The following is a 24586-nucleotide window of genomic DNA, read 5'->3' as shown; positions in this document are numbered from 1 at the left end:
ACGTAGCCGAGGTTGTCGACGTGGCTGTCATAGGAGGCGGGATCGCCGGGCTGACGCTGGCATTGCAGTTACGCAGGAGCAGGCCGGACACCACGATCGTGGTGCTCGAACGTCAGGACCACCCGGTCCCGGAAACCACCCACAAGGTCGGCGAGTCCACCGTGGAGATCGCCGGTTACTACCTCCGTGAGGTGCTCGGGCTGCGACAGCATCTCGAGGACGAGCAGCTGAAAAAGTTCGGGCTGCGCATGTTCTTCAGCAACGGGCGCAACGACGATATCGCCGGCCGCGTCGAGCTCGGCCACTCGGTGCGGCCACCGGGCGCGGTCGGGACTTACCAGCTGGATCGAGGCCGGCTCGAGAACGCACTCGGTGACGTGTTGCTCGACAACGACGTCACGTTTGTTTCCGGAGCCAGGGTTCACCAAGTCGAGCTGGCCACCGACGACGGCCTCCATCTGATCCGCGTCGGAACCAAAGACGGCGATCTGTCGACGATCTCGGCCCGCTGGGTCGTCGACGCCACCGGCCGAGCCTGCCTGCTCAAACGGCGACTCGGACTCGGCAAACGGGTCGGCCACCACGCCAACGCAGCCTGGTTCCGGATCGGTCACCCCATCGACATCGACGACTGGTCCGACGATCCGCAATGGCGCCGCCGCATCGAGGAGGGCCGTCGCGAGTTGTCGACCAATCACCTGATGGGCGAGGGCTATTGGGTATGGCTGATCCGGCTCGCCTCAGGATCCATCAGCATCGGTGTCGTGGCAGACCCCGCTGTCCACCCATTCGCGAGCTTCAACACGTTCGAGCGGGCAATGCGGTGGCTGAACGAACACGAACCACAGTGCGCGGCGATCATCGAACAGCACCGCGACAAGCTGCAGGACTTCCGGGTCATGCGGGACTACGCCTACAGCTGCGAGCAAGTCTTTTCGCCGCAGCGCTGGTGCCTTGCCGGAGAGGCAGGGGTCTTCTTGGATCCCCTGTATTCGCCGGGTCTGGATCTCATCGCGATCAGCAACGGTCTCATCACCGATCTGGTCAGTCGCTCCCTCGACGGAGAGGACGTGGCCGAACTCGCCGCGATCCACAATCGGGTGTTCCTGCTGATCGCCGAGGGTTGGCTGCAGATCTACGAACAGCAGTATCCGCTCATGGGCAAGGCGCGGGTCATGCTCGTGAAAGTCATCTGGGACACGGCCGTGTACTGGGCCGTTCCCGGCCTGCTGTTCTTTCAGGATCAGATTCGTCAGCTCGCCGATAACCCAGAGATCGTCGTCGGCCTCGCCCGATTCAGCGTCGCCAGCAAGCAGGTGCAGCGGTTCCTGCGCGAATGGGGTGCGCTCGACAGCACCACGGAGCTCGACCCGTTCATTCGCTTCTACGACTTCGACTTCATGCCCCGCCTGCACGTGGGGATGACCGCGGACCTCGATGCCACCGGGTTCGCCGCCCAGTTCGCCGCCAACATTCGTTTCATCGAACAGCTTTCCGGACAACTGATCGCCGAAATCACCGCCGAGTTCGAAGCATCTGGTGATGCGGCGAAACAGCTCCGGGCACAGCAGTGGCGAAGCGACCCTGAACTCGCCGCACTTGTCGCGGTCCACGAACACGATCGGCACCTGCGCCTGATCAGCACGCGCTGGATCTCCCTCCGAAGTGACCGGCAACTTGCCGGAACAACGAGGGAGGGCGCATGACCGCCGGCCTGCGGCGCCACGAACGCGATCTGCACGAGCGGATCGCCCGGCTTCCCGAGGCCGCGCGCGCCGAACTGATGGAAAGGTTGCGCGGGGCCCAAGCGCCGCCACGCGAGTCGTGGTGGGTGTGTCATCGCCGACGTCCGGCGGCGACCTGCCGTCTGTTCTGCTTCTCCTACGCAGGCGGCGGTCCCTCGGTGTTCCGACCTTGGGCGGACGCCATGCCGCAGGACGTCGAGGTACGGACGGCCCAGCTGCCCGGACGCGCGGCGCGGGTGGCCGAACCTGCGTACCGCCGCATGGAGCCCCTCGTCCTCGAGCTACAGCGCGCTATCGAGCCCCATCTGGATATGCCGTTCGCGTTCTTCGGGCACAGCATGGGGGCGTTGATCGCGTTCGAACTGACCCGGCGACTTCGTGCCGCCGAGGCGCCGCTACCCACCACGCTGCTGCTGGCGGCGTTCCGGGCGCCGCAGCTGCCGAACCCGAACATCAAAATCCACCACCTGCCCGATGAGGTGCTCAAAACCGTTCTGTTGAAAGAAGGAACGCCGCGGCAGGTCGTCGACGACGACGCGCTCATGCGGGCCGCGCTGCCCACCCTGCGCGCCGATCTCGAGCTGTGCGACACCTACCGGTACAACGCAGAACCCCCGCTCGAAGTACCGATGTCGGTGTTCGGCGGCGACCAAGACGCGCGAGTGAGCGCGGCCGACCTCGGGCAGTGGCGCGCCCAGGCGGGAGCCACGTTCCGGCTCACCACGCTGCCCGGTTCCCACTTCTTTATCCACAGCGCCCAGGACCTCTTGCTGGCACAGGTATCTCGCGAGCTAGAGACCGTCCGAAGCCGCGGAAGGAAATTGTCATGACCAGTGAATCACCGCCGGAACCCATCGCGATCGTCGGAATAGGATGCAACTTTCCCGGCGGCGCCGTCGGCCCGAATGCCTACTGGGACATGCTGTGCTCCGGTGTCGATGCCACCCGCGAGCTGCCCCGAGACCGGTGGGAGATCGCGAAGTTCTACGACCCCGACCCCTCGAAGCTCGGCAAGATGACCACCTTTCGCGGCGGGTTCCTCGACCGGATCGATCAATTCGACGCACAGTTCTTCGGAATCGCGCCCCGCGAAGCCATCTGGCTCGATCCGCAGCAGCGTCTGTTGCTGCAGGCCGCGTGGGAGGCATTGGAAGATGCCGGTGAGGTCGTCGAACACCTCGCAGGCAGTGACGCCGGCGTGTTCATGGCCGGGTTCACGCTCGATTATCAGTTGCTGCAGAACTACGGAGTGCAGAGCCGCTACGAACTCCAGACCCACTCGGCCACCGGGATGATGATGACGATGCTGGCCAACCGGCTGTCGTACTCGTTCGACTTCCACGGGCCCAGTCTCACTGTCGACACTGCCTGCTCGGGCTCGTTGGTCGCGATTCATCTTGCCGCACAGAGTATTTGGAACCAGGAATGCGCGTTGGCGCTGGTCGGTGGGGTGAACGTCATGATCGCCCCGAACATGACCATCGCGGAGTCCAAGGGCGGGTTCTTGTCCCCGGACGGCCGCTGCAAGACCTTCGACGCCGCCGCGAACGGCTACGCACGCGGCGAAGGCGCCGGTGTCGTGGTACTCAAGCCGCTCAGTCACGCCCTTGCCGACCGGAACCCGATCTACGCGTTGATCCGCGGCACCGGCATCTCCCAGGACGGCCGCACCAACGGCATCACCGTCCCCAACGGACATGCTCAGGAATCCGCGATGCGGATCGCCTACCGTCGTGCCCACATCGCGCCGCACCAGGTGCAGTACGTGGAGGCACACGGAACCGGAACACCCATCGGAGACCCGATCGAGGCCGCCGCGCTTGGCCGAGTGATGTCCGAGGGCAGGCCGGCAGGCCAGCAGCTGGTGATCGGGTCGGTGAAGACCAACATCGGGCATCTGGAGGCTGCCGCGGGCGTGGCCGGCCTGATCAAAACAGCTCTTGCGTTGAAACACCGTCGGATTCCCGCGAATCTGCATCTGCGGGAACCGAACCCCGAAATCCCCTTTGACAAGCTGCAATTGCGGGTTCAGACCGAACTCGGGAACTGGCCGGCCGACTCCGGCGGCACCCGCTACGCCGGTGTCAACTCGTTCGGCTTCGGCGGTACCAACGCACACGTCGTGCTGCAGGAAGCGCCCGATGCGGCCGCGCCGACATCCCCGCGTCCGGATGCGGACACCGATCGTCGATACGTCATCCCGCTTTCCGCGCGTAGTCCCGACGCCCTCGCCGACACGGCGCTGGCGATGCGCGACTTCCTGGCCGACCGGCAACACTCGCTGCGTGACGTCGGTTATTCCAGTGCGCTGCGGCGCAGCCAGCACGATCACCGCTTGACGCTGGTGGCGGCTGACACCACCGAAGCGATACAGCGCCTCGACGCTTTCCTCGCCGACTCCGGCAGCCGGGACGTCGCGACCGGTCGGGCCCAGCTGACACATCGCCCCAAGCTGGCGTTCGTCTGTTCCGGGATGGGGCCGCAGTGGTGGGCGATGGGTCGGCAGCTGCTGCACACCGAGCCGGTCTTCCGTCAGGCGATCGAACGCTGCGATGCCGAGCTGCGCAAATACACCGGCTGGTCGCTGTTGGCGGAGCTGCTCGCCGATGAAGGCGAGTCCCGGATGACCGAAACGGAGGTGGCGCAGCCGGCCAACTTCGCGATCCAAGTGGGCCTCGCCGCGCTGTGGCGCTCGCTCGGCGTCGAGCCGGACGCGATCGTCGGGCACAGCACCGGAGAGGTCGCGGCGCAGTACCTGGCGGGTGTCCTTACTTTCGAAGATGCGATCAAGGTGAACTACCACCGCAGCAACCTCCAGCAGCGCACCACCGGAACCGGCCGCATGCTGGCCGTCGGGATGACTCCGGCGACGCTCGACCAAGCCGTCAGCGACGCGGGGCCGCTCGTTTCCGTTGCCGCCGTCAACAGCCAGAGCGCGGTCACCCTGTCCGGCGACGCCGCGATTCTCGAGGACATGGCGAACCAGCTGCGTGTCTTCGAGGTGTACCACCGTTTCCTCAACGTCAAGGTTCCGTACCACAGCCACTACATGGACCCGCTGCGTGCGGACCTCGAGGCGAGCTTGGCTGAGCTGCGGCCACGCCGTGCCGCAATCCCGCTCTACTCCACTGTCACCGGCTCCCGCATCGACGGCAGTGGTGCCGATGCCAGCTACTGGTGGCAGAACGTGCGTGCGACGGTGCTGTTCGCCGCCGCTGTCAGACAGATGATCGCCGACGGCTACACACATTTCGTCGAGCTGAGTCCGCATCCGGTGCTCGCGAGCCCGATCACCGAGTTACTCGACGAGCAGGAACAACCCGGTCTGGTCGTCGCTTCGCTGCGGCGGAAAGAACCCGATGACACTGTCCTTCTCGGCTCGCTCGGTGCGCTCTATTGCCATGGGCACGAAGTCGATTGGGCGGCGTTCTATGGGCACGACGCCGAGTTCGTTCGCCTCCCGAGCTACCCGTGGCAGTTCAAGTCCTACTGGAACGAATCTGTCGAGGCCCGCGAGGACCGTCACTACACCCAGGTGCACGCCCTGCTCGGACAGCGCGTCAACGCCGTCCACCACAGCTGGGAACGCGAGGTCAACGTCGAGCAACTCGCCTACCTGACCGACCACCGGGTCCAGCACAATGTGCTGCTGCCCGGCGCCGCGTTCGTCGAGATGGCACTGGCGGCGGCCAGGGAGGTCTACGGCGTTGGTCACTACACCGTGGAAAACTTGCAGCTCCGTAAAGCACTGGTGCTCGGCCAGTCTGCGGATTCGAGACTGCGCACGATCCTGAACGACGAGGACGGCAGTGTGGTGATCGCCAGTTTTCTGGCGAACCCGGCCGGTACCCGCGAATGGACTGTGCACGCCACCGCGCAGTTGTCCCAGCGCACACCCGACCGCGCCAACCACGACCTCGACGGTGCGCGCGCCCGCTGCGACGGGCGCATCGACCGCGACAGCTTCTACGCACGGTCCACACAGATGGGATTCCACTACGGACCCGCGTTCCAGTGCGTCGAGGAGGTCGACACCGGCACTTCGGTCGCGGTCGGCCGGGTGCGGATCCCCGCCGAGATCCGCGCGGACATCACCGGCTACCAATTCCACCCGTCCCTGGTCGACGCCGCCTTTCAGGTCACGCTAGCCGCGGCCACCGGCGACCCCGGCGAAGCCATCCCCTACCTGCCCGTGCGGATTGATCGGATCAGCGTCCTCGGCACGCCGGTAGCGGACATGTACGCGGTCGCCGAAATCACCCACGCCGACAGCGTCGACATCTGCAGTGATATCGCATTGTGCGATGCCGACGGCAACACCCTGGTCGAGATCAGCGGGTTCCGCGCCCGGTCGCTGGCCGCCGCGGCCGGGCTGACCACCGAGCAAATAGACCGAGGACTCTACGAGGTGCAATGGCAGGAGTTGCCCCCGGACGACTCCGCCGTCGACCCTGTCGACCTGGCCGAGGGCACCGCGGCGGGAATCTGGGTGTTGTTCGCCGACCAGGCCGGCGTCGGCGCGGATCTCGCCCGCCGACTACGGGAGTCCGAGCGTCGGGTAATCCTGGTTTCCCACGGCGCCGTCGACTCGATCAGCGCGGACGGTCCCGACGCTTACCTGATCAACCCCACCGTTGCCGAGCACTTTCACCAGCTGCTGCAACGTCTGCCCGAGGACGGGCAGGTCGCCGGGATCGTGCACCTGTGGAGTCTCGATTCGCGGTTCGGGCCCGACGATTCGCTAGCAGCGCTGCAGGACAGTCAGGACATCGGAGTGCTGTCGGTCCTGCATTCCATGCAGGCGTTGTCCGCCGCGGCGGCACAGCGAACGCGGGTATGGCTGGTGACCCACGGAGCCCAGGCAGTGGGCGAGCACCGGCGGCACATCGCGGTCGAACAGGCACCGATGTGGGGACTCGGCCGGGTGATCGGCCATCAAGAATTCGCGTCCCGCTGGGGCGGTCTCGTCGACCTCGACGCCGCCGCGACCACCGTCGAGCAGGCCCGCTGCTTGTTCGAGGAGATCTCGGCGGCACCCGGTGAGGATCAGATCGCGTTCCGTGACGGCAAGCGTTACGTGGCTCGACTCGTCGAAAGCGACAACCTCACGCCTGCGTTCCCGGTGCAGTTGCGCAGTGATGGCAGTTATCTGGTGACCGGCGGTCTCGGCGCGCTCGGCCTGCTCGTCGCACGCTATTTAGTGGAACACGGCGCGTGCCACATCGTTCTGATGGCGCGCACCCCGGTGCCGTCGCGTGATCGCTGGCGCGCCATCGGGTCCGATGATCCGCAACGCGCTCTGATCGACGAGTTGCTCGCGCTGGAAGCGAGCGGCGCCGACATCCAGCTCGCGGCAGTCGACGTCGCGGATGAACAGCAGTTGAGCAATTGGCTGGCCGAGCACCGAAGACTGGCCCACCCGCCTGTTCGAGGCGTCGTCCACACAGCCGGGGTGGTCGAGGACGAGCTATTGGTGCGCATGAGCGCTACCGCTTTGCAGCGGGTGCTGCGTCCGAAGCTGTTGGGCGGCTGGCTATTACACCGATTATTGCGTGACCAGCCCCTCGACTTCTTCGCCATGTTCGGCTCCACCGGCTCGGTGATCGCATCTCCCGGTCAGGGCAACTACGCTGCCGCGAACGCCTTCCTCGATGCGCTGGCCCACCACCGGCGCTCGGTCGGGCTGCCCGCGATCACCATCGGCTGGGGACCGTGGTCGGTCGGCATGGTCGACAAGCTGAATCTGGCGCAAATGTACGCGCAACGGGGCATCCAATTGATCAGTCCGCAGGCTGGGATGCGGATCCTCGGCCGCGTCCTGGCCCAGCGTCCGGCTCACCTGGTGGCCATCACCGTGGATTGGGCGATGGCACGGGAAGCCTCGGCGACCGCAGCGTTACCACCGCTGTTCGCCCAGCTCGGAACCCAAGCGAGCGACATACCGGCAGACCTCGGTGACGGTGAGCCGATCCGGGCCGCGCTCGGTCAGGCCTCCGACGCGCAGCGTCCGAGTGTCATGGCGGCATATCTGCATGAGGTCGCCGCCCTCGTACTCGGCCTGGCTGCTGCCGACTTCGGCGACGAGGACGCGCTCACCAGCCTCGGCATGGACTCGATGATGGCGATCCAGATGAAACGACGCGTCGATGCTGCCCTCGGGGTCGACCTGCCGGTACTCGATCTGCTGGAAGGCGCCACGATCGCGGGCCTAGCCGCCCGGACGCTGTCGGTCGTCGACTTTGCCGACACGGACGAGCCGCCCGAGGACACCGCACAGGCACCCGCTGACTCTGGACCGGATCCGGTCGACGAGCTGGCCGAACTACTCGCGCAGACCCCCGCGGCGGAATTGGCCAGGGTGCTCAGCGAGCTCGAAGCCGAATTACCCGATAGGAGCCCGACCCGATGAGTCGCACACTCAGTCCCCTGCGCCGCGCCGTCATGGGCGTCTCCGACAAAGAGGCGACGGCCTTCAGCCGCGGAAACAGCCCGGCCTGGGCACATTTGGAAGTGGCCGTCCGCGCGGCCGTCGGCGGTTACCACACGGTCCTCGACGGTAGCCGGTTCGACGAACTGGTGCCGCGGTTGGATCGGACACCATTGGAGCTACGCGGTTACGCCTACGAGGGCGCGGCGATGGGGCTGACCGGCCTCGACTGCTTCCTCCCCGGCAAATCCCGGTTCCGCGCCTTCATCCAGGGGCCGGGCGAGCCACATATCTATATGGCGCACATCGGTGCCGGCGAGGCGTTGGCCCGGTTGCGCCGCAAACCCGAGCCATTCCTGACGCGGCTGGACGACCCCGTCCTTCGGTGGCTCGTTCTGGACGGTTACGGCTTCCACGAGGGGTTCTTCAAAACCAAACGACACGTGGACGAGCAGCGTGTGCCCGCACACCTGTCGGCCTTCGGTCGCCGTGTTTTCGACCAAGGCGTCGGCCGCAGCATCTGGTTCACCCGCGGCGCCGACCCGGCGTCCATGGCGCGGGCCATCGCGGCGTTCCCCGCGGACCGACATGCCGACCTCTGGTTGGGCGTCGGGGTCGCGTGCGGCTACGTCGGCGGCGTCGACCGCGCGACCGTGCGAGATGTGCGAAAGCTGGCCGGCGAGAACGCGACACAGTTGGCCGTCGGCACCGCGTTCGTCGCCAAGGGGCGTCTCCGCGCGGGGAATCCGATGCCGCACACCGATCTGGCCTGCGACGTGCTCTGCGGCGGCAGCACCGGCGCCGGGGCCGCATCGATCGTCGACGACGTATGGCAGGACCTGCCCGACAGCCCGAACTCACCGGCCTACGACGCCCTCCAACAGCGTATTGCCGCACGTCTCATTAGCACTGCTCCGCCAACGGACGCTCTTACCGCCCGCGGCGAGTCGACGAACGGAAACCAGCCATGACACCGGTCGGAGCCATCCTCAAGCGGCGCTTCACGGTCGCCCCGTCCTCGCTTCCGGCACTGCCCGGCCCGGCCGACCCGACCGGCCAGCGGCTGCGGCAGGTGGTCCGCACCGTCGCCGAATGTTGTCAGCTCAGCCTGCTGCACAGTCGGCCGTCGGCCTTGATTCCGCGACTGGACGCCTACCCGGACGAACTGCGCGGCTTCGCCTACGAAGGTGCCGGTGTGGGTTTGGCTGCCCTCGACTACTGGTTCCGCTGGAAACAACGGACCCGTGACTTCGTCGCGGGACCGGCTGGTTCCTACGAGTACGCCATCTATCTCGGCGCGGGAATGGGGCTCGCGCGCATGGGCCGGGACCCAGAGCCCTTCCGTCGCCGACTCCGCGATGAGTTCAGCTGGGTTGTGTTGGACGGCTACGGATTTCACGAGGGGTTCTTCGCCTACCGCCATCACGTGCAAGAGCGCGCGGTACCGCGGCACCTGAGTGGATACGGGTTGCGGGCATTCGACCACGGCCTCGGTCGCAGTATCTGGTTTGCCGCCGGCGCCGACGTCAAGCGTGTCGTGACGATCATCGGTGCCTTTCCGGAGCACCGGCGCGGCGACCTCTGGGCCGGAATCGGTCTGGCGTGCGGCTACACCGGAGGTGTGGAACGAGCGACGATCGAGTCGCTGCGTGAACGGGCCGGCAGTTACCGCCCCCGGCTGGCCGAGGGCGCCGTCGTCGCCGCGCGTGCACGCCACCAGGTCGGAAATCCGGCGCCGCACAACGAGATCGCCTGCTCGGTCCTATGCGGAATCGACAGCGCGCAGGCCGCCGAGATCGCGGCCGACGCCCTCACCGACCTGCCCACCGATGACGTCGAACCTGCCTACGAAATCTGGCGGGAACGGCTGCGTGGCCAGTTCACCGACTGACCACACCGATATCGACCTCCAGAAAGGCAAGGCGACCGCGATGGCACCCACCCTCAGCACTGTTCTGCAGCCCATCCTGAAACTGTCGGCCGACAAGTTCCCGGAACTGGCCGCGCAGCGTTTCGGTGCCCAAGAGGATATGGACCGGACGTGGCAGGCATTCGAGCCAGTCGCTCGTACGCTGGTCGACACCTTCTACTTCACCCTGGACAACCCCGGTCACGACCGATTGGTGCCCGAGCTGGACGCCGTCGACGAAGAGCTGCGTGGGATCGCGTACGAGGGCGCGGGAATGGGGCTGATGCTGCTCGACACTCTGCTGCCGTACAAGAAACGCCTCCCCCAATTCGTGCACGGCCCCGCAGCGCCTTACCGCTGCCTGGTGTACATCGGCGCCGGGTTGGTCCTGCCCCGCGTACCAACGAACCCACACCGTTTCCTCGCCCGGCAAGATCCTTTCCTGCGGTGGCTGGTCATGGACGGGTACGGGTTCTACGCGGGATTCTTCTCCTGGCAGCACACTGTCGAACAGCAACGAATACCTGCCCGACTGCGCGGATACGCACGCCGCGGCTTCGACCAGGGGCTCGGCCGGAGTCTCTGGTTCTCGACGGGCGCCAACGTCGCCCGGATCATCGACACGATCGATGTCTTCCCGCAGGAACGGCGCGGTGACCTTTGGAGCGGGATCGGCTTGGCTTGCGCCTACGCGGCGGGCGTGCTGGATCGCGAGGCCATCGGCGTCCTCGTGGATGCCTCGGCCCGCTACCGACCGCACCTAGCCGCCGGCGCCGCGGTCGCGTCGGTCTTCCGGGCGCAGTCGGGTCTAACCGCACCACACACCGACCTCGCCTGTGACGTGATCTGGGCAACCGACGCGTCGGAAGTTGCCCGGATGGCGCTCGACCTGGCCGAAGATCTGCCGCGCGACAAGACCGAGCCCGCCTACGAACTGTGGCGTGACCAGATCCGCCGCGTCTGGCTGCGCGATTCCACCGCCATTACCACGGGACAGGAGCTGGACGCATGACTGCGATCGGAGTTACTCGCCGAATGCTTTTCGGCATTCCCTCTGCCAAGGCAGTGTTCAGTCGGCCAGGATTCGCCCCGGAGGCGTGGCAGCGTTTCGGGCCGGTCGCGCACTCGCTCATGACCGGCTACAACGCCACCCTCGAGGATGCTCGGATCCCCGCCATCCAACGACGCGTGGCGACTATCGAACCCGCGCTGCAAGGTTTCGCGTACGAAGGTGCCGGGATGGGGCTGGCCGCGCTCGACCTCGTATTTCCCTGGCGGAACCGGTTGGCGGAGTTCGTAGCTGGCCCCGGGGCAAGCCATATCTATCCGATCTACGTCGGGGTCGGCCTGGCCTACGCCCGGCTACGGCGCGCGCCGGAAGCCAGGTTGGCGCAGCTGGATCCCGTCCTCGGCTGGGTGACCGCCGACGGCTATGGCTTCCACGAGGCCTTCTTCCATCGCCGTCGATACGTCGACCGCCACCGTGTTCCGACGCATCTCACCGAATACGCCCGGCGTCTGTTCGATCAGGGGGTCGGGCGCGCACTGTGGTTCTCCAGCGGCGCTGTCGTCGCACGGGTTACCTTGTCGATCAACGGATTTCAGCCGGATCGGCACGCCGATCTGTGGAGCGGAGTCGGGCTCGCGGCCGCCTATGGCGGCGGAACCGGCGCTGCGGAGTTGCATGATCTGCTCGCGAAGGCCCAGCCCTATGCCGCCGTTCTGGCCCGCGGGGCGGCGATCGCCGCATGGGGACGGCACCAGGCCGGCAATGCGGCTCCACACACCGACCTCGCCTGTCAGATCTTCGCCGAGCGAAGCGCCGCGCAAGCCGCACTCGTTGTGGAGCAGGCGCGTCGCAATCTGTCGCCCCTCAGCGTCGAGCCCGCCCACGAGATCTGGCGGCAGCGCATCGATCACGAACTCAGCACCGAACCCGCCGAACAACCGGCACTGTGAACGCCGCCGCACCACCCCGCAGGGCGACCGCCGGACAAGGAAAGGACGCGCCATGTACGACGCGATAATAATCGGGGCACGCGTAGCAGGCGCGCCCACGGCAATGCTTTTGGCCCAGCAGGGATATCGGGTCCTGCTCCTGGACAAGGCGAGATTTCCCAGCGACACGGTGTCGACACACATGATCACCGTCGGAGGCAGCGCCCAGCTCAACCGCTGGGGACTGATCGAGCAGGTCGAGGCGACCAACTGCCCACCCGTCACCAACATCGTGCTCGACCTGTGTTTCGAACAGTACGGTCACTTCACCTTGACCGGCTTTCCAGATCCCGACGAGAACGGATTTGCCGCGATCTACGCACCCAAGCGCACTGTGCTCGACAAGCTCCTCGTCGACGCGGCCGCCGGGGCCGGCGCGGAGGTTCGGGAGCAGTTCGTGGTGACCGACATTCGCTCCGACGACGACCGGGTCGTCGGGATCCGCGGCCGTACCGCCGGCGGGGCCGTCGTCAGCGAGGACGCCCGGATCGTGATCGGCGCCGATGGCATGCGGTCGGTGTTGGCCACGGCCGTCGATGCGCCGGTTTACCACGCGGCTCCCCCGCTGGCATTCGGCTACTACACCTACTGGTCCGGTGTCGAACTGCAGGGCCTCGAGTTCTACACCCGCCCCGGAAGCACCGTCATCGCATTCCCGACCAACGACGATCAGGCCGCGGTCTTCATCGAACGACCCGAACGCGACTTCGCCGAGTTCAGGACCGACGTGCACGCCAATTACCTCGCAACCGTCGACGGAATCGCCCCTGATCTCGGGCAGCGGCTGTCCGGCGGAACGCTCGCACATCGTTTCATGGGTGCGGGCAGCCGCCCCAACTTCTTCCGGCGGCCCTATGGTCCAGGATGGGCATTGGTCGGCGACGCAGGCGCGCATAAGGACCCGATCACCGCACAGGGGATCACCGACGCGTTTCGGGACGCCGAGCTCCTGGCCGAAGCGGTCGACACCGCGTTCTCCGATCGGGAATCGCTCGATACCGCGATGGCCGGATACGAACGCAAACGAAACGAAGCTCTCAAACCGCTGTATGACTTCATTGTCAGCCATGCCGAGATGGAGCCTTTCGACCCTACCTTCCAGGAGGTACTGGCGGCCATGCGGGGAAACCAGGATGCGATCAATCGCTTTTTCGGCGTGATACAGAACACCGTTGCCTGGCACGATTTCTTTTCTCCGGCCAATCTTTCCGCTCTCCTCGGCATCGCCGCGTAATCCGAGGAGAAACACGGATGCCATTCGTGATAACCGAGCTCTGCATCGGGCACAAGGACTCTTCCTGCGTAGCGGCGTGCCCGGTCGACGCCATCCACCCCGGTCCGCAAGAGACGGACTTCGCCGACCACGACAGGTTGTATATCGACCCGACGGAATGTGTCGACTGCAGCGCTTGTGAGCCCGCCTGTCCATTCGACGCGATTTACCCCGATCATGAGGTACCCGAAGAATTGCAGTCGTCGGTAGGTGTCAATCGTGACTACTACGAAAACCGGTAACGGAGCGTAGTGCGCAAGCGGACTTGCAGCGCCGGTAATCCAGCAGTAAGTGTCATTTCATAAAGTGACTCACACAATATCTCACGACGCGCCCGACAGGAGCACCGGCGACCGATCTGCGATTCATACCGAAGTCGGCAGCCGGACCGGGCGCACCAATGGAAGGGAACCCGGCCATGTCCATGACAGTAGGAGAGTTGTTCGAAGCTTTGTCGACGCAACTGGATACCAAGGCCGCCGCCGGCCTCACCCGCACTCTGCAATGGAACATCACCGACGTCGATCCCGGAGTGTGGGCGTTCGAAATCGATAACGGCGAAGGGCGACTGATCCCCGGCGGGGTCACCGATCCGGACACCACATTCACCACGAGCAGTGACACTTGGATCGCTATCGCCGAAGGCCGGAAAGATGCCATGCGCGCATTCATGACGGGCAAATTGAAGGTCGAAGGCGACATGATGCTCGCGATGAAGGTGCCGAAACTTTTCAAGACCGGAGTCTGACCGAACTCGCACAGGTCGGCCCGCCATTCGCAATCCGAACAACCCAACCCTCTGGAGATGAGTACATTGCCACAACTGGCCGAAAGCGAAACCGATCAAGAGCGGGTCCGCCTCGAACGGGTCGCCGCCCTTACCGATCCCGCTACTATTCGCCACCTGGAACACATCGGCGTCACGCAAGGGTGGCGCTGCGCCGAGGTCGGGGCCGGTACCGGGTCGATCGCCCGCTGGCTGGCGGACCGAGTCGGCGACCACGGAAAGGTCGTCGCCGTGGACATCGAGACCGAGTTCATGGCAGGCATATCGGCCCCCAATCTAGAGATCCGCAAACAAGACATCACCACCACCGCTCTGGAGGCGGGCGGCTACGACCTCGTCCACGTCAAGATCCTGTTGATGCACCTGGACGAACGAGAACGAATCCTCGGCGAGCTCGTCGCAGCCCTGGCACCCGGCGGCTTCCTGCTGCTCGAGGAGGCCGACATTCGCAGCATCCAGCGTGTCGATCCGCCGTCGCCGCTGCTGACACGGGCCGCCAGCGCGCTGGAAAGCTTCTTCTACTTCGGCGGTGCCGACCCTGGATTCGGTATGAAGCTGTTGCCCGCGGTGCGGCGTACCGGGCTGAAGGTATTGGGCACCGACTGTCAGCTCACGGCAATCCAAGCGGGCACGCCCGACATCCAATCCATCACGCTGAGTTTGGCCAAGCTCGCACCCATGATCGTCAAGGCGGGTCTGATGGGACAGAACGAAGTCGACGCCGCTTTCGAACTCCTGGAACAGCCCTCCGACACCGTGATCTACACCCCTATCACCGTCTCCGTGTGGGCGCAACGCACGAACGACTGACCACGCGGACGAACAGTTTACGACGACCGGAATAAACCAGTCGGCGAATTACCGAAAGGAACTCACCATGCTCTACGCAGTAATAGCCCACGACGGAACCGGACCCGGCACATTCGAGCGTCGGATGGAGATCCGGCCCGACCATATGGCCAATGGAGAGAAGATGATGCGGGAGGGCTCATTCCTGTTCGGCGGCGCTATCCTCGATGGAACAGGCAAGATGTCCGGCGGAGTCTTGATCGTCGATTTCGAGAGCCGCGAGGAAATCGATCGGTGGCTCGAAAACGAGCCGTACATCATTCACAAGGTCTGGGATCGGGTCGAAGTGCACCCGTTCCTGGTGCCGCCGCAGTTTCTCAGCCTGCTGCCGAAATACGCGGAGCAAGCCATCAGCTGACAATTCAGCCGCAGCAACGTCCGCACGCCAGCGGAGGGGAGAGTTGATGAGAAGCCGCTTTTCGTGGCTCCCCTGGCTGATTGTCTACGTTACGCTCGCGGCTTTCGTCGCGGGGATTCTTGCGATCGGCTGGATTCACGCGTATCCATAAACAATGTCGGCGACAACGCAGGTCCGACGAACACAATAGTTTCAACCCAGCGAGGTTTTCGATGCCCTCATTACTCGAAGTCGCAACGCATTTCTTTTTGCAGGTCGCGTTCATTCTCGTGACTTGTCGCCTGTTGTGGCCGGTGTTCCGGCGGTTGGGGCAGGTTCAGGTGGTGGCGATCATGGCCGCCGGCTTCGTCTTGGGGCCATCGGTGTTGGGCGCGGTGTGGCCTGCGGGGCAGGAATGGCTGTTCCCGACGACGCTGAAGGTGGGCTCGGCGATGATCACCCATCCGAATCTGACCACCATTTATGTGGTGGGCCAGCTCGGCCTGGTGCTGTACATGTTCCTGGTGGGTGCCTCGTTCAAGCTCGAGATTCTGCGGTCGCACCTCGGTAAGGCCGGCGCCACCTCGTTCGCCGGTATCGGAGTCCCGCTGGCGCTGGGTGGGCTGGTCGGCTGGTGGATGGTCGGCCAAGGCGACTACTTCACCGACAAAGTCGGCAGTGTGCAGGGTGGGTTGTTCGTCGCCTCGGCGGTCGCCATCACCGCGTTTCCGATGCTGGCCTGGATCATTCACGCCTCGGGGTTGTTGAACACCCGGCTGGGCACAATGTCGCTGTCGTGCGCGGCTTTTGACGACGCCTGCGCCTGGGTGCTGCTGGCCACCGTCGTGGCCACCACCAAAGACAGCATGTCCGGTGCGTTCCTCGCGATCGGCGGCGGACTGGCCTATCTGGTGTTCATGACCGTCCTCGCGCGGCCCTTGCTGGCGCGACTGAACACCTGGAAACCGCTCGACGGTGACGGCGAACGCACCGGTGGTCTGCCGGTCACGCCGCTGGTGATCGTGCTGCTCGTGGTGTTGCTCGGCAGCTGGTTCACCGACTACGTCGGCATCTACTCGGTGTTCGGGGCCTTCGTGGCCGGGTGCGTGATGCCACGCGGGCAGTTCCTCGACACCATCCGCGATCGTTTCGAACCCTTGGTCGCCTACCTGCTGCTGCCCGGGTTCTTCATCTACTCCGGACTCAACACCAAACTCAGCCTGATCTTCGAGCCGAAGGTCCTGGCGGTCGCGGCCATCGTGATGGTGGTGTCCTTCGCGGGCAAGTTCGGCGCCATCGGGCTCGCGGCGCGTTGGCAGGGCATGAGCTGGCGCGAAGCCGGCGCGATGGGCTCACTTGCCAACGCCCGCGGATTGATGGAACTGATCCTGCTCAACATCGGCCTCACCGCCGGACTGATCACCGGCCAGCTCTACACAATCCTGGCACTGATGGCAATCGTGACCACCTTCGTGGCCACACCGGTCATGCGGCTATTCGAACGCAGCGGCTGGAAAAACGGCATCATCTTCGGACCCTCCGGCGAGGAACGCCGGACACCCGAGATCGAATTGTTGACTGATTGATGCGAATGCGCCGTACGTCGCCTCGAGGGTGTCGACCCGTGTCGACACATGTTCTAGATCATCTGAGATGCCGCTGAGCGCGCCCCTCAGTCCCGCCAAAATCGATTCGTTCAACTGCGTGAGATCGGTTACCACTCGCTCATCTGCTTTCCGAATCCCTATCGGGAAGGACCATTGGATGATGAGATCGACCGTGAGTCTCGATCACGATGTCGCGCAGCTGATCGAAAAGGCCGTCTGCAAACAAGGTCGGTCGAAGACACGCATCGTCAACGACGCCCTGCGCCGTGCGCTATCCAATTCTGCCGCGGTGCCGAACCGTGCCGATTCACCCGATGTCGCCCCTGAATCCGCCCCGCAGACGTCGTTCCGGCCGGTCGGCCAGTCCGAACACGCCGCGATCACCACGGCGTCAGCTCGCTACTTCGGCTTGCCCGAGCCCCCGCCGTTGCTCCGTGTAATGAAGGCGTCGATCGACTGACAAGCCGGGGTCGCTTATCGTGTGGGACGGCGTACGCGTCCGGTCAGCGATTCTGGTCTGTCGCCAGTTAACCAAATTCATTGCCCCGCTCCGACTTGCATGACTCAGATCCATTGGCGATGGCTGTCCGATCCCGTTGATCGTGCGGCAGGAGCGGGGGCGCTGACCCGCGGTGCCTCGAGTTGGTGGGACGACATCCGAAGCGTTTGCCTCGCTGTTCATGAGGCAGATCGTCGAAGCCGGCGAGTTGTTCTCTGTGGCAAGTGGTTCGGACTCGGCGCGGAGGATGGCTGCACAGCCGGTTTATGTGACCGTTTTGAGCGTGACGGACCGGTATTCGAGTTGATCTCCGCTAATTGAAGAGGCCCCGCACCGGGTGTCTCCGGTGCGGGGCCTCGCGCCGAAAAGAGCTGCTGGAGGCTACTTTTCAGCCACTGAACATCACCCTACTTGCAGGCCGCCTTCGCCTCGCGCCGACGCCGATGCAGGATCGGCTCGGTGTATCCGTTGGGCTGCTTGGTGCCTTCCAGGATCAGCTCCTTGGCCGCTTGGAAGGCGATGCTGCCCGCGAAGTCCGGCGCAAGCGGCCGATAGTTCGGGTCGCCCGCGTTCTGCCGATCCACCACCGGCGCCATCCGCTCCAGGCTCTGCACCACTTCGTCGGCGGAGACGATGCCGTGGCGCAGCCAGTTGGCCACCAGCTGGCTCGAAATGCGCAGGGTGGCACGGTCTTCCATCAACGCGACATCCTCGATGTCGGGCACCTTGGAGCAGCCGACACCCTGGTCGATCCAGCGCACCACGTAGCCGAGAATCGACTGCGCGCTGTTGTCCAGCTCCTGCTTCTTCTCCTCGGCAGTCCAGTTCGGGGTCGCGGCGAGGGGGATCTCCAGGATCTGGTCGACGGTGGCGCGGCGGCCGCCCTTCAGGATCTCCTGCTGCCGCTCCAGCACGTTGACCTGGTGGTAGTGCGTCGCGTGCAGGGTGGCGGCGGTCGGCGACGGCACCCACGCGGTGTTCGCGCCTGCCTTGGGGTGGCCGATCTTCTGCACCAGCATGTCGGCCATCAGATCCGGCATGGCCCACATGCCCTTGCCGATCTGCGCCTTGCCCGGCAGCCCGGTGGCCAGGCCGGTGTCGACGTTCCAGTCCTCGTAGGACTTGATCCACTGCTGGGCCTTCATGTCGGCCTTGCGGACCATCGGCCCGGCCTCCATCGAGGTGTGGATCTCGTCGCCGGTGCGGTCGAGGAAGCCGGTGTTGATGAACACCACACGCTCGGCGGCGGCCTGGATACAGGCCTTGAGGTTCACCGTGGTGCGGCGCTCCTCGTCCATGATGCCGACCTTAAGGGTGTTGCGCGGCACGCCGAGCACGTCCTCGATCCGGCCGAACAGCTCGCTGGTGAACGCGACCTCGTCCGGGCCGTGCATCTTCGGCTTCACGATGTAGACCGAGCCGGTGCGGCTGTTCTTCAATTCGGTGTCACCGCGCAGCGCGTGGGTGGCGATGAGCGAGGTGACGAGGCCGTCGAGGATGCCCTCGGGGATCTCGTTGCCATCGGAGTCGATGATCGCGTCGCTGGTCATCAGGTGACCGACATTGCGCACGAACAGCAGCGAACGACCGTGCAGCACAAGGTCACTGCCGTCGAGCGCGGTGTAGACGCGGTCCGGGTTCATGGTGCGGGTGAAGGTCTTGTCGCCCTTGCTCACCTTCTCGGTGAGATCGCCCTTCATCAGGCCGAGCCAGTTGTGGTAGCAGAGGACCTTGTCCTCGGCGTCCACCGCGGCGACCGAGTCCTCGAAGTCCATGATCGTGGTGATCGCGGACTCCAGCACCAGATCCTTGACGCCCGCGGTGTCGGTGCTGCCGACCGGCGAGGACGGGTCGATCTGGATCTCGATGTGTAAACCGTTGTGCTTCAACAGCACCGAGGTCGGCGACGCCGGATCACCGAGGTAGCCGACGAGCTGCGACGGATCGGCAAGGCCGATCTCGGTGCCGTCCTCCAGGCCGACCTCGAGCTCGCCATCGACGATCTTGTACGAGGTCGAGCCGATGTGCGAGCCGGTGATCAGCGTCGCGGCGTCGTCGAGGAAGTTACGCGCCCACTCGATGACCTTGTCGCCGCGAACCTTGTTGTAGCTCTTGCCCTTTTCCGCGCCGTTGGCCTCGGAGATGGCGTCGGTGCCGTAGAGCGCGTCGTAGAGCGAACCCCAGCGCGCGTTGGCGGCGTTGATCGCGAAGCGGGCGTTCATCACCGGCACCACGAGCTGCGGGCCCGCGGTGGTGGCGATCTCGGTGTCCACGTTCTGGGTGGATATCTGGAAATCGGCGGGCTCCGGACGGAGGTAGCCGATTTCGCCGAGGAAGCTCTTGTAGGCGGCCTTGTCGTAGTTGGCGCCGGGGTGTTCGGCATGCCAGGCATCGACCTTGCCCTGGATCTCGTCGCGCTCGGCGAGCAACGCGCGGTTGCGCGGCGCGAGATCGTTGATGACCTGCTCGGCTCCGGCCCAGAACGCGGCGGAATCTACGCCGGTTCCGGGGAGCGCCTCGTTCTCGATGAACTCGTGAAGAACGCTGGCCACCGCGAGCCCGCCGACCTGAATCCGCTCTGTCATCTACTGCCTCACTTCTGAGAAAGCCGGGTGGGAAAGACGCATCCATGTTACCCGTGGGTAGTGATACCACCGTGTAGCGGGTCGAACGCGGCGTCTCGCCGGGAAATTCCGGCGCGCCGATCGGGATGGGATGTATCGGACAGCGCGTCGCGGTGTGTCGGCGGTCGGCCTAACAACCCCTTGATTGTATCGCCGTGGGGATTTAATGTACTGATCGGAACATTTTCTGATCTGCAGGAGTGTGTGTGTCGCTCACGGACAAGGTCGTCGTAGTCACCGGTGGCAGCCGGGGACTCGGCAAGGAGATGGTGCTCGCGTTCGCCGCGGCGGGCGCGGACGTGGTTATCGCCAGCCGCAAACTCGACGGTTGCGTGGCGCTGGCAGACGAGGTGAAGAACACGCACGGCCGGCGCGCGCTGCCGGTGGAATGCAATGTCAGCGACTGGGCACAGTGTGACGCACTGGTGGAGACTGTGTACACGGAATTCGGCCGGGTCGATGTACTGGTGAACAACGCCGGTCTCTCGCCGCTGTACCCGAGCCTGGATCAGGTCTCGGAGGCCCTGTTCGACAAGGTGATCGGCGTGAATCTCAAAGGGCCGTTTAGGCTTTCGTCCCTAATCGGCACCAGGATGGCCGCCGACGGCGGCGGTTCGATCATCAACATCTCCTCGATCGAGGCGGTCCGCCCCGCGCCGTTCGCGCTGCCCTACGCGGCGGCGAAGGCCGGATTGAACACGCTCACCGTGGGTCTGGCGCAAACTTTCGGACCGACGGTGCGGGTCAACACGATTCAGTGCGGCGCCTTCGCCACCGACATCTCCAAGGCATGGACCGACGAAATGCGCACCCAGATCAGCAGTCTCAACGCACAACGCCGCGTCGGCACACCCGACGAGATCGTCGGCGCCGCGCTATTCTTCGCCACCGATGCCGCCGCCTTCTGCACCGGCGCCACTCTCGCACTGGACGGCGGCTGGCGATGAAAGCACTGACTTACCAAGGCCCGCGGCAGATCTCGTACTCCGACGTGCCCGACCCGATCCTCACCGCGCCGGACAGCGCGATCATCCGGGTAACCGCGAGCGGCATCTGCGGCAGCGACCTGCATATCTACGGCGGACACGGGTTCAGCGACAAGATCGGTTACAGCGTCGGGCACGAGGCTGTCGGCGAGATCGTCGAACTCGGCCCCGAGGTGCGCCGTCTCTCGATCGGCGACCGGGTGCTGGTGTCAGCGTCGGCCGGGTGCGATCGATGCGCGCAATGCCGGGTCGGCATCGTCGCGGCCTGCGAGCGGACTCCCGCGCCGATCGACGCCTGCTACGGCCTCGGCGGCTCGCTGCCCGGCGGCCAAGCCCAGCTGCTCGCCGTCCCGCACGCCGATGGAAACCTGATACGCCTACCCGACGGGGTCAGCGACGAAGCCGCGGTCGTGCTCACCGACAACGCCCCCACCGCCTGGTACGGCGCTCGACGCGCCCGCATCGCACCCGGCGAGACCGTGGTGGTGATCGGCCTCGGCCCGGTCGGCCTGATGGCGATCCAGTCGGCGTTCGCGATGGGGGCGGCGCGGGTGCTCGGCGTCGACCTGATCGCCGAACGACGTAAGCAGGCCGCCGTGCTCGGCGCCGAGCCGATCGAGGCGGACGACCCGAAGCTCGCGATTCGCGACATGCTCGGCGGCGGCGCGGATGTCGCGATCGAAGCGGTCGGCGCCGACGCCACCATCAAGTTGGCCATCAGCGCGGTCGGGCACCGCGGCCGAGTGAGCGTCATCGGCGTCAACCAGAACCGCGCGTACCCGTTCCATATGCCGCTGGCCCAGGTCAAGGAGCTCGAATTCCACATCGGGCTGTGCTCGATCCAATACGAGCTGCCGACCTTGCTGAAACTGACCGCGGCGGGCCGCTTGCGTCCGGAAGTCGTTGTCACCCATCCCCTCCCGATGTCCGACGGCGCGAACGCCTACCAGCTGTTCGCCGAGCGCGCGGACGGCGTGAGCAAGGTAGTGCTGGATCCGGCCCGATGAACACCCGCAGCGATGCACTGCGGGGCGACATCGCGCCCACCCGCAGGCGCGGCCGCCCGCCGGCCTCCGAATCCACGGCGGGTGACACCCGCGAGCGGATCGTGCGGGCCGCGGTGGACCTGTTCGCGGAGAAGGGATTCCACGGCACCGGCGTCGCGGAGATCGGCGACCGCGCCGACGTCCAGCGCGGCGCGCTGTATTACCACATCGGCTCCAAAGAGGAACTGCTCTGGCAGATCCTGCACGACTACATCCAGCTGATGCTGGTCGACGCCGAACAGATCGCGGCAAGCGCCGACGATCCGATCACCAAGCTGCGCAAGCTGATCCACAGCCACGTCGGCTTGATCATCGACCACCGCCGCGAGGTCGCCATCCAGCTGCGCGATGTCACCGCGCTGAGCGGCGAGCGCGGCGCGCAGCTGCAGCAACTGCGTGATCGCGTGCAACACTGCTGGCAGCGGGTGATCGACGCGGGCCACGCCGCCGGACTGCTGCGCACCGACGACCACGTGGTCACCAACAGCGTGCTCGGCATGCTGAACATGGTGACCTTCTGGTACCGACCGCACGGCGGGCACTCCCCCGCCGAGATCGCCGACATACTCGCGACCACGTTCCTCGACGGCGTGGTGACCACGACCGACAACCACACGAAAGGCTGACCATGGCTTGGGATTTCGAGACCGACCCGGACTTCCAGCAGAAGCTGGACTGGGCGGCGGAATTCGTCCGCACCGAGGTGGAGCCGCTCGACCTGCTCTACCCGAACCCGTACGACCGCACCGACAAAGAGGCGATGGCGCTGATGCGCCCGCTCAAAGAGCAGGTCAAGGAGCAGGGACTGTGGGCCTGCCACCTCGGTCCCGAGCTCGGCGGCCAGGGCTACGGGCAGATGAAGCTGGCCCTGCTCAACGAGGTACTCGGCACGTCGTTCTGGGCGCCGTCGGTATTCGGTTGCCAGGCACCGGATTCCGGCAATGCCGAGATTCTCGCGCATTACGGGACCGACGAGCAGAAGGCCGAGTATCTCGCGCCGCTGCTGGCCGGCGAGATCGGCTCCTGTTATGTGATGACCGAACCCACCGGCGGCTCGGACCCGACGACGTTCAAGACGCGCGCGGTCCGCGACGGCGACCACTGGGTGATCAACGGCGAGAAGTGGTTCAACTCCAACGCGCAGTTCGCCAGCTTCCACATCGTCATGGTGGTCACCAACCCCGATGTCAGTGCGTACCAGGGCATGTCGATGTTCATCGTGCCCGCCGACACCCCCGGCCTGGAGATCGTCAAGAACTTCCACGTGCACGGCTTCAGCGAGCACGAGGGACACCTGCGCTTCACCAACGTCCGGGTACCCGCCGACCACCTGCTCGGCGCCGAGGGCCAGGGCTTCATCGTCGCGCAGACCCGCCTCGGTGGCGGCCGCGTGCACCACGCCATGCGCACAGTCGCCTTGGTACGCAAGGCCTTCGACATGATGGCCGAACGCGTCGTCTCCCGCCCGATGCGCAAGGGCCCCCTGGCCGGCCTGCAGATGACCCAGGAACGCATCGCGGACAGCTGGATCGAAATGGAGCAGTTCCGCCTGCTCGTCCTGCGCACCGCATGGCGCATCGACAAAGAACAGGACTACCTCAAGGTGCGCAAGGACATCGCCGCCATCAAGGTAGCCATGCCCAAGGTCATGCACGACATCGCCCAGCGCGCCCTGCACCTGCACGGCGCCATCGGCGTCAGCACCGACCTCCCCTTCGTCGACATGATGAACTACGCCGAGGTAATGGCGATCGCCGACGGCCCCACCGAGGTCCACAAGATCACCCTCGCCAAGGAAGTCCTCAAGGACTACGCACCCGGCGACCCCGTCTACCCCAGCGGCTACCGCCCCGCCCTGCGCGAAAAGGCCCGCGAGCTCGTCGCGGAACGCCTCGAACACATCGTCGGCAACCTGTAGCCCAAGCGACAGATAGGTTCCGCTTCGCACACGTGCTGGTTAGCTCAAGGTTGAGTACGTGTGCGAAGACGGCGGTGGTGTTTGCTGCGGCCGTGAGGGTTTCGTACGCGGAGACTTCCGTGAAGGTGCACCCGTCCTATGTATTTCCCCGATAATGCTGGGCGCGTCGTGTGGCGTCCCCGACCTTCCCCTTACGGTCAGGCGCGCGATCTGATCTCCCAGCCTGGCTGGTTGGCTGTGGTGCTGTTCTCGAGACCTTCGGAGGACCAGTTACGTTCGCGATCGCAGGCTCCAGCGTCGTCAACTGACTACCGTTGCGCGCCAGGAACTTTACAAGAATTGACGTGAGTCAAAAGGTCGCTAAATGATCTCTATCAACGACCATTCGACTCACCTCAACACCCGCGAACGACCATTTCACTCACCTCGATGGCACGGCTCGCTCTGCTCAAAATCTCAAGAACAGCACTACAGCCAACCAGCCAGGTGAATCCCCCCGGTGAGTCCGGGGACTTCATCTTCTGTGAAGGATGGAGTCGTGTCGTCGAGGAAGAAGTATCCGGCCGAGCTGCGTGAGCGGG

Annotated in this window: 19 protein-coding genes; 18 read left to right on the top strand and 1 reads right to left on the bottom strand. The window is 65.2% G+C overall.

The window, feature by feature from the left end:
* Nucleotides 1-20: 20 nt before the first annotated feature.
* The 14 genes from ACIA8C_RS23900 to ACIA8C_RS23835 all read left to right on the top strand — a co-directional run bounded on the left by ACIA8C_RS23900 (nucleotide 21) and on the right by ACIA8C_RS23835 (nucleotide 17392).
* Complete coding sequence (locus ACIA8C_RS23900) at nucleotides 21-1706, top strand: NAD(P)/FAD-dependent oxidoreductase (RefSeq protein WP_397138221.1); 1686 nt, start codon at nucleotides 21-23, stop codon at nucleotides 1704-1706.
* The gene (locus tag ACIA8C_RS23895; protein ID WP_397138219.1) at nucleotides 1703-2575 is read left to right on the top strand and encodes a thioesterase II family protein; all 873 of its coding nucleotides are present in this window, start codon (nucleotides 1703-1705) and stop codon (nucleotides 2573-2575) included. Before ACIA8C_RS23900 ends, ACIA8C_RS23895 begins: the two co-directional genes overlap by 4 nt.
* On the top strand, nucleotides 2572-8154 hold the full coding sequence (locus tag ACIA8C_RS23890) for a type I polyketide synthase (RefSeq protein WP_397138217.1): 5583 nt from the start codon (nucleotides 2572-2574) through the stop codon (nucleotides 8152-8154). The genes ACIA8C_RS23895 and ACIA8C_RS23890 overlap by 4 nt, the downstream gene beginning before the upstream one ends.
* A complete protein-coding gene (locus ACIA8C_RS23885) occupies nucleotides 8151-9143 on the top strand; it encodes a DUF1702 family protein (protein WP_397138215.1) in 993 nt (330 codons plus the stop codon). The genes ACIA8C_RS23890 and ACIA8C_RS23885 overlap by 4 nt, the downstream gene beginning before the upstream one ends.
* The gene (locus tag ACIA8C_RS23880) at nucleotides 9140-10063 is read left to right on the top strand and encodes a DUF1702 family protein (RefSeq protein ID WP_397138213.1); all 924 of its coding nucleotides are present in this window, start codon (nucleotides 9140-9142) and stop codon (nucleotides 10061-10063) included. Before ACIA8C_RS23885 ends, ACIA8C_RS23880 begins: the two co-directional genes overlap by 4 nt.
* Nucleotides 10044-11093: a DUF1702 family protein gene (locus tag ACIA8C_RS23875; RefSeq protein WP_397138211.1), complete on the top strand. Its 1050-nt coding sequence runs from the start codon at nucleotides 10044-10046 to the stop codon at nucleotides 11091-11093. The genes ACIA8C_RS23880 and ACIA8C_RS23875 overlap by 20 nt, the downstream gene beginning before the upstream one ends.
* Nucleotides 11090-12040 (top strand): DUF1702 family protein, encoded by a 951-nt coding sequence (locus ACIA8C_RS23870; RefSeq protein ID WP_397138209.1) that lies wholly within the window; start codon nucleotides 11090-11092, stop codon nucleotides 12038-12040. The genes ACIA8C_RS23875 and ACIA8C_RS23870 overlap by 4 nt, the downstream gene beginning before the upstream one ends.
* A gap of 52 nt (nucleotides 12041-12092) precedes the next feature.
* Nucleotides 12093-13313: an NAD(P)/FAD-dependent oxidoreductase gene (locus ACIA8C_RS23865; protein WP_397138207.1), complete on the top strand. Its 1221-nt coding sequence runs from the start codon at nucleotides 12093-12095 to the stop codon at nucleotides 13311-13313.
* A 17-nt stretch (nucleotides 13314-13330) separates the two neighbouring features.
* On the top strand, nucleotides 13331-13594 hold the full coding sequence (locus ACIA8C_RS23860) for an indolepyruvate ferredoxin oxidoreductase subunit alpha (protein ID WP_397138205.1): 264 nt from the start codon (nucleotides 13331-13333) through the stop codon (nucleotides 13592-13594).
* A gap of 176 nt (nucleotides 13595-13770) precedes the next feature.
* Complete coding sequence (locus tag ACIA8C_RS23855) at nucleotides 13771-14100, top strand: SCP2 sterol-binding domain-containing protein (protein WP_397138203.1); 330 nt, start codon at nucleotides 13771-13773, stop codon at nucleotides 14098-14100.
* A 57-nt stretch (nucleotides 14101-14157) separates the two neighbouring features.
* A complete protein-coding gene (locus ACIA8C_RS23850) occupies nucleotides 14158-14949 on the top strand; it encodes a class I SAM-dependent methyltransferase (RefSeq protein WP_397138201.1) in 792 nt (263 codons plus the stop codon).
* Between the two features lie 67 nt (nucleotides 14950-15016).
* On the top strand, nucleotides 15017-15346 hold the full coding sequence (locus tag ACIA8C_RS23845; protein WP_397138199.1) for a YciI family protein: 330 nt from the start codon (nucleotides 15017-15019) through the stop codon (nucleotides 15344-15346).
* Between the two features lie 212 nt (nucleotides 15347-15558).
* Nucleotides 15559-16911 (top strand): cation:proton antiporter, encoded by a 1353-nt coding sequence (locus tag ACIA8C_RS23840; RefSeq protein ID WP_397138197.1) that lies wholly within the window; start codon nucleotides 15559-15561, stop codon nucleotides 16909-16911.
* A gap of 178 nt (nucleotides 16912-17089) precedes the next feature.
* Nucleotides 17090-17392: a hypothetical protein gene (locus tag ACIA8C_RS23835; protein ID WP_397138195.1), complete on the top strand. Its 303-nt coding sequence runs from the start codon at nucleotides 17090-17092 to the stop codon at nucleotides 17390-17392.
* A 446-nt stretch (nucleotides 17393-17838) separates the two neighbouring features.
* On the opposite strand, the gene ACIA8C_RS23830 is transcribed toward ACIA8C_RS23835, so the two are convergent.
* Complete coding sequence (locus tag ACIA8C_RS23830; protein ID WP_397138193.1) at nucleotides 17839-20016, bottom strand: malate synthase G; 2178 nt, start codon at nucleotides 20014-20016, stop codon at nucleotides 17839-17841.
* A 245-nt stretch (nucleotides 20017-20261) separates the two neighbouring features.
* Here ACIA8C_RS23830 and ACIA8C_RS23825 point away from each other — a divergent pair, with 245 nt between their 5' ends.
* From ACIA8C_RS23825 to ACIA8C_RS23810, 4 genes are read left to right on the top strand one after another with little or no spacing between them, the layout of a single operon-like run.
* Entirely contained in the window at nucleotides 20262-21002 is a 741-nt protein-coding gene (locus tag ACIA8C_RS23825; RefSeq protein WP_397138191.1) for an SDR family NAD(P)-dependent oxidoreductase, read from the top strand.
* Entirely contained in the window at nucleotides 20999-22048 is a 1050-nt protein-coding gene (locus tag ACIA8C_RS23820; RefSeq protein WP_397138189.1) for an alcohol dehydrogenase catalytic domain-containing protein, read from the top strand. Before ACIA8C_RS23825 ends, ACIA8C_RS23820 begins: the two co-directional genes overlap by 4 nt.
* On the top strand, nucleotides 22045-22713 hold the full coding sequence (locus ACIA8C_RS23815) for a TetR/AcrR family transcriptional regulator (protein WP_397138187.1): 669 nt from the start codon (nucleotides 22045-22047) through the stop codon (nucleotides 22711-22713). Before ACIA8C_RS23820 ends, ACIA8C_RS23815 begins: the two co-directional genes overlap by 4 nt.
* A gap of 2 nt (nucleotides 22714-22715) precedes the next feature.
* Nucleotides 22716-24005, top strand: a complete 1290-nt coding sequence (locus tag ACIA8C_RS23810) for an acyl-CoA dehydrogenase family protein (RefSeq protein ID WP_397138185.1) — start codon at nucleotides 22716-22718, stop codon at nucleotides 24003-24005.
* The last annotated feature ends 581 nt before the right edge of the window (nucleotides 24006-24586 follow it).

Origin of the sequence: Nocardia sp. NPDC051321 (assembly GCF_044455225.1) — a bacterium.
Taxonomy (GTDB): Bacteria; Actinomycetota; Actinomycetes; order Mycobacteriales; family Mycobacteriaceae; genus Nocardia.
Note: the sequence above shows the minus strand (reverse complement) of the source record. Positions and strands in the feature narration are given on the sequence as shown.

What these genes read in the sequence shown, in the direction of transcription:
- ACIA8C_RS23895 (WP_397138219.1), top strand. Translation starts at nt 1,703, where the DNA reads ATGACCGCCGGCCTGCGGCGCCACGAACGCGATCTGCACGAGCGGATC.
- ACIA8C_RS23890 (WP_397138217.1), top strand. Translation starts at nt 2,572, where the DNA reads ATGACCAGTGAATCACCGCCGGAACCCATCGCGATCGTCGGAATAGGA.
- ACIA8C_RS23885 (WP_397138215.1), top strand. Translation starts at nt 8,151, where the DNA reads ATGAGTCGCACACTCAGTCCCCTGCGCCGCGCCGTCATGGGCGTCTCC.
- ACIA8C_RS23880 (WP_397138213.1), top strand. Translation starts at nt 9,140, where the DNA reads ATGACACCGGTCGGAGCCATCCTCAAGCGGCGCTTCACGGTCGCCCCG.
- ACIA8C_RS23870 (WP_397138209.1), top strand. Translation starts at nt 11,090, where the DNA reads ATGACTGCGATCGGAGTTACTCGCCGAATGCTTTTCGGCATTCCCTCT.
- ACIA8C_RS23865 (WP_397138207.1), top strand. Translation starts at nt 12,093, where the DNA reads ATGTACGACGCGATAATAATCGGGGCACGCGTAGCAGGCGCGCCCACG.
- ACIA8C_RS23860 (WP_397138205.1), top strand. Translation starts at nt 13,331, where the DNA reads ATGCCATTCGTGATAACCGAGCTCTGCATCGGGCACAAGGACTCTTCC.
- ACIA8C_RS23855 (WP_397138203.1), top strand. Translation starts at nt 13,771, where the DNA reads ATGTCCATGACAGTAGGAGAGTTGTTCGAAGCTTTGTCGACGCAACTG.
- ACIA8C_RS23850 (WP_397138201.1), top strand. Translation starts at nt 14,158, where the DNA reads ATGAGTACATTGCCACAACTGGCCGAAAGCGAAACCGATCAAGAGCGG.
- ACIA8C_RS23845 (WP_397138199.1), top strand. Translation starts at nt 15,017, where the DNA reads ATGCTCTACGCAGTAATAGCCCACGACGGAACCGGACCCGGCACATTC.
- ACIA8C_RS23840 (WP_397138197.1), top strand. Translation starts at nt 15,559, where the DNA reads ATGCCCTCATTACTCGAAGTCGCAACGCATTTCTTTTTGCAGGTCGCG.
- ACIA8C_RS23835 (WP_397138195.1), top strand. Translation starts at nt 17,090, where the DNA reads ATGATGAGATCGACCGTGAGTCTCGATCACGATGTCGCGCAGCTGATC.
- ACIA8C_RS23830 (WP_397138193.1), bottom strand. Translation starts at nt 20,016, where the DNA reads ATGACAGAGCGGATTCAGGTCGGCGGGCTCGCGGTGGCCAGCGTTCTT.
- ACIA8C_RS23820 (WP_397138189.1), top strand. Translation starts at nt 20,999, where the DNA reads ATGAAAGCACTGACTTACCAAGGCCCGCGGCAGATCTCGTACTCCGAC.
- ACIA8C_RS23815 (WP_397138187.1), top strand. Translation starts at nt 22,045, where the DNA reads ATGAACACCCGCAGCGATGCACTGCGGGGCGACATCGCGCCCACCCGC.
- ACIA8C_RS23810 (WP_397138185.1), top strand. Translation starts at nt 22,716, where the DNA reads ATGGCTTGGGATTTCGAGACCGACCCGGACTTCCAGCAGAAGCTGGAC.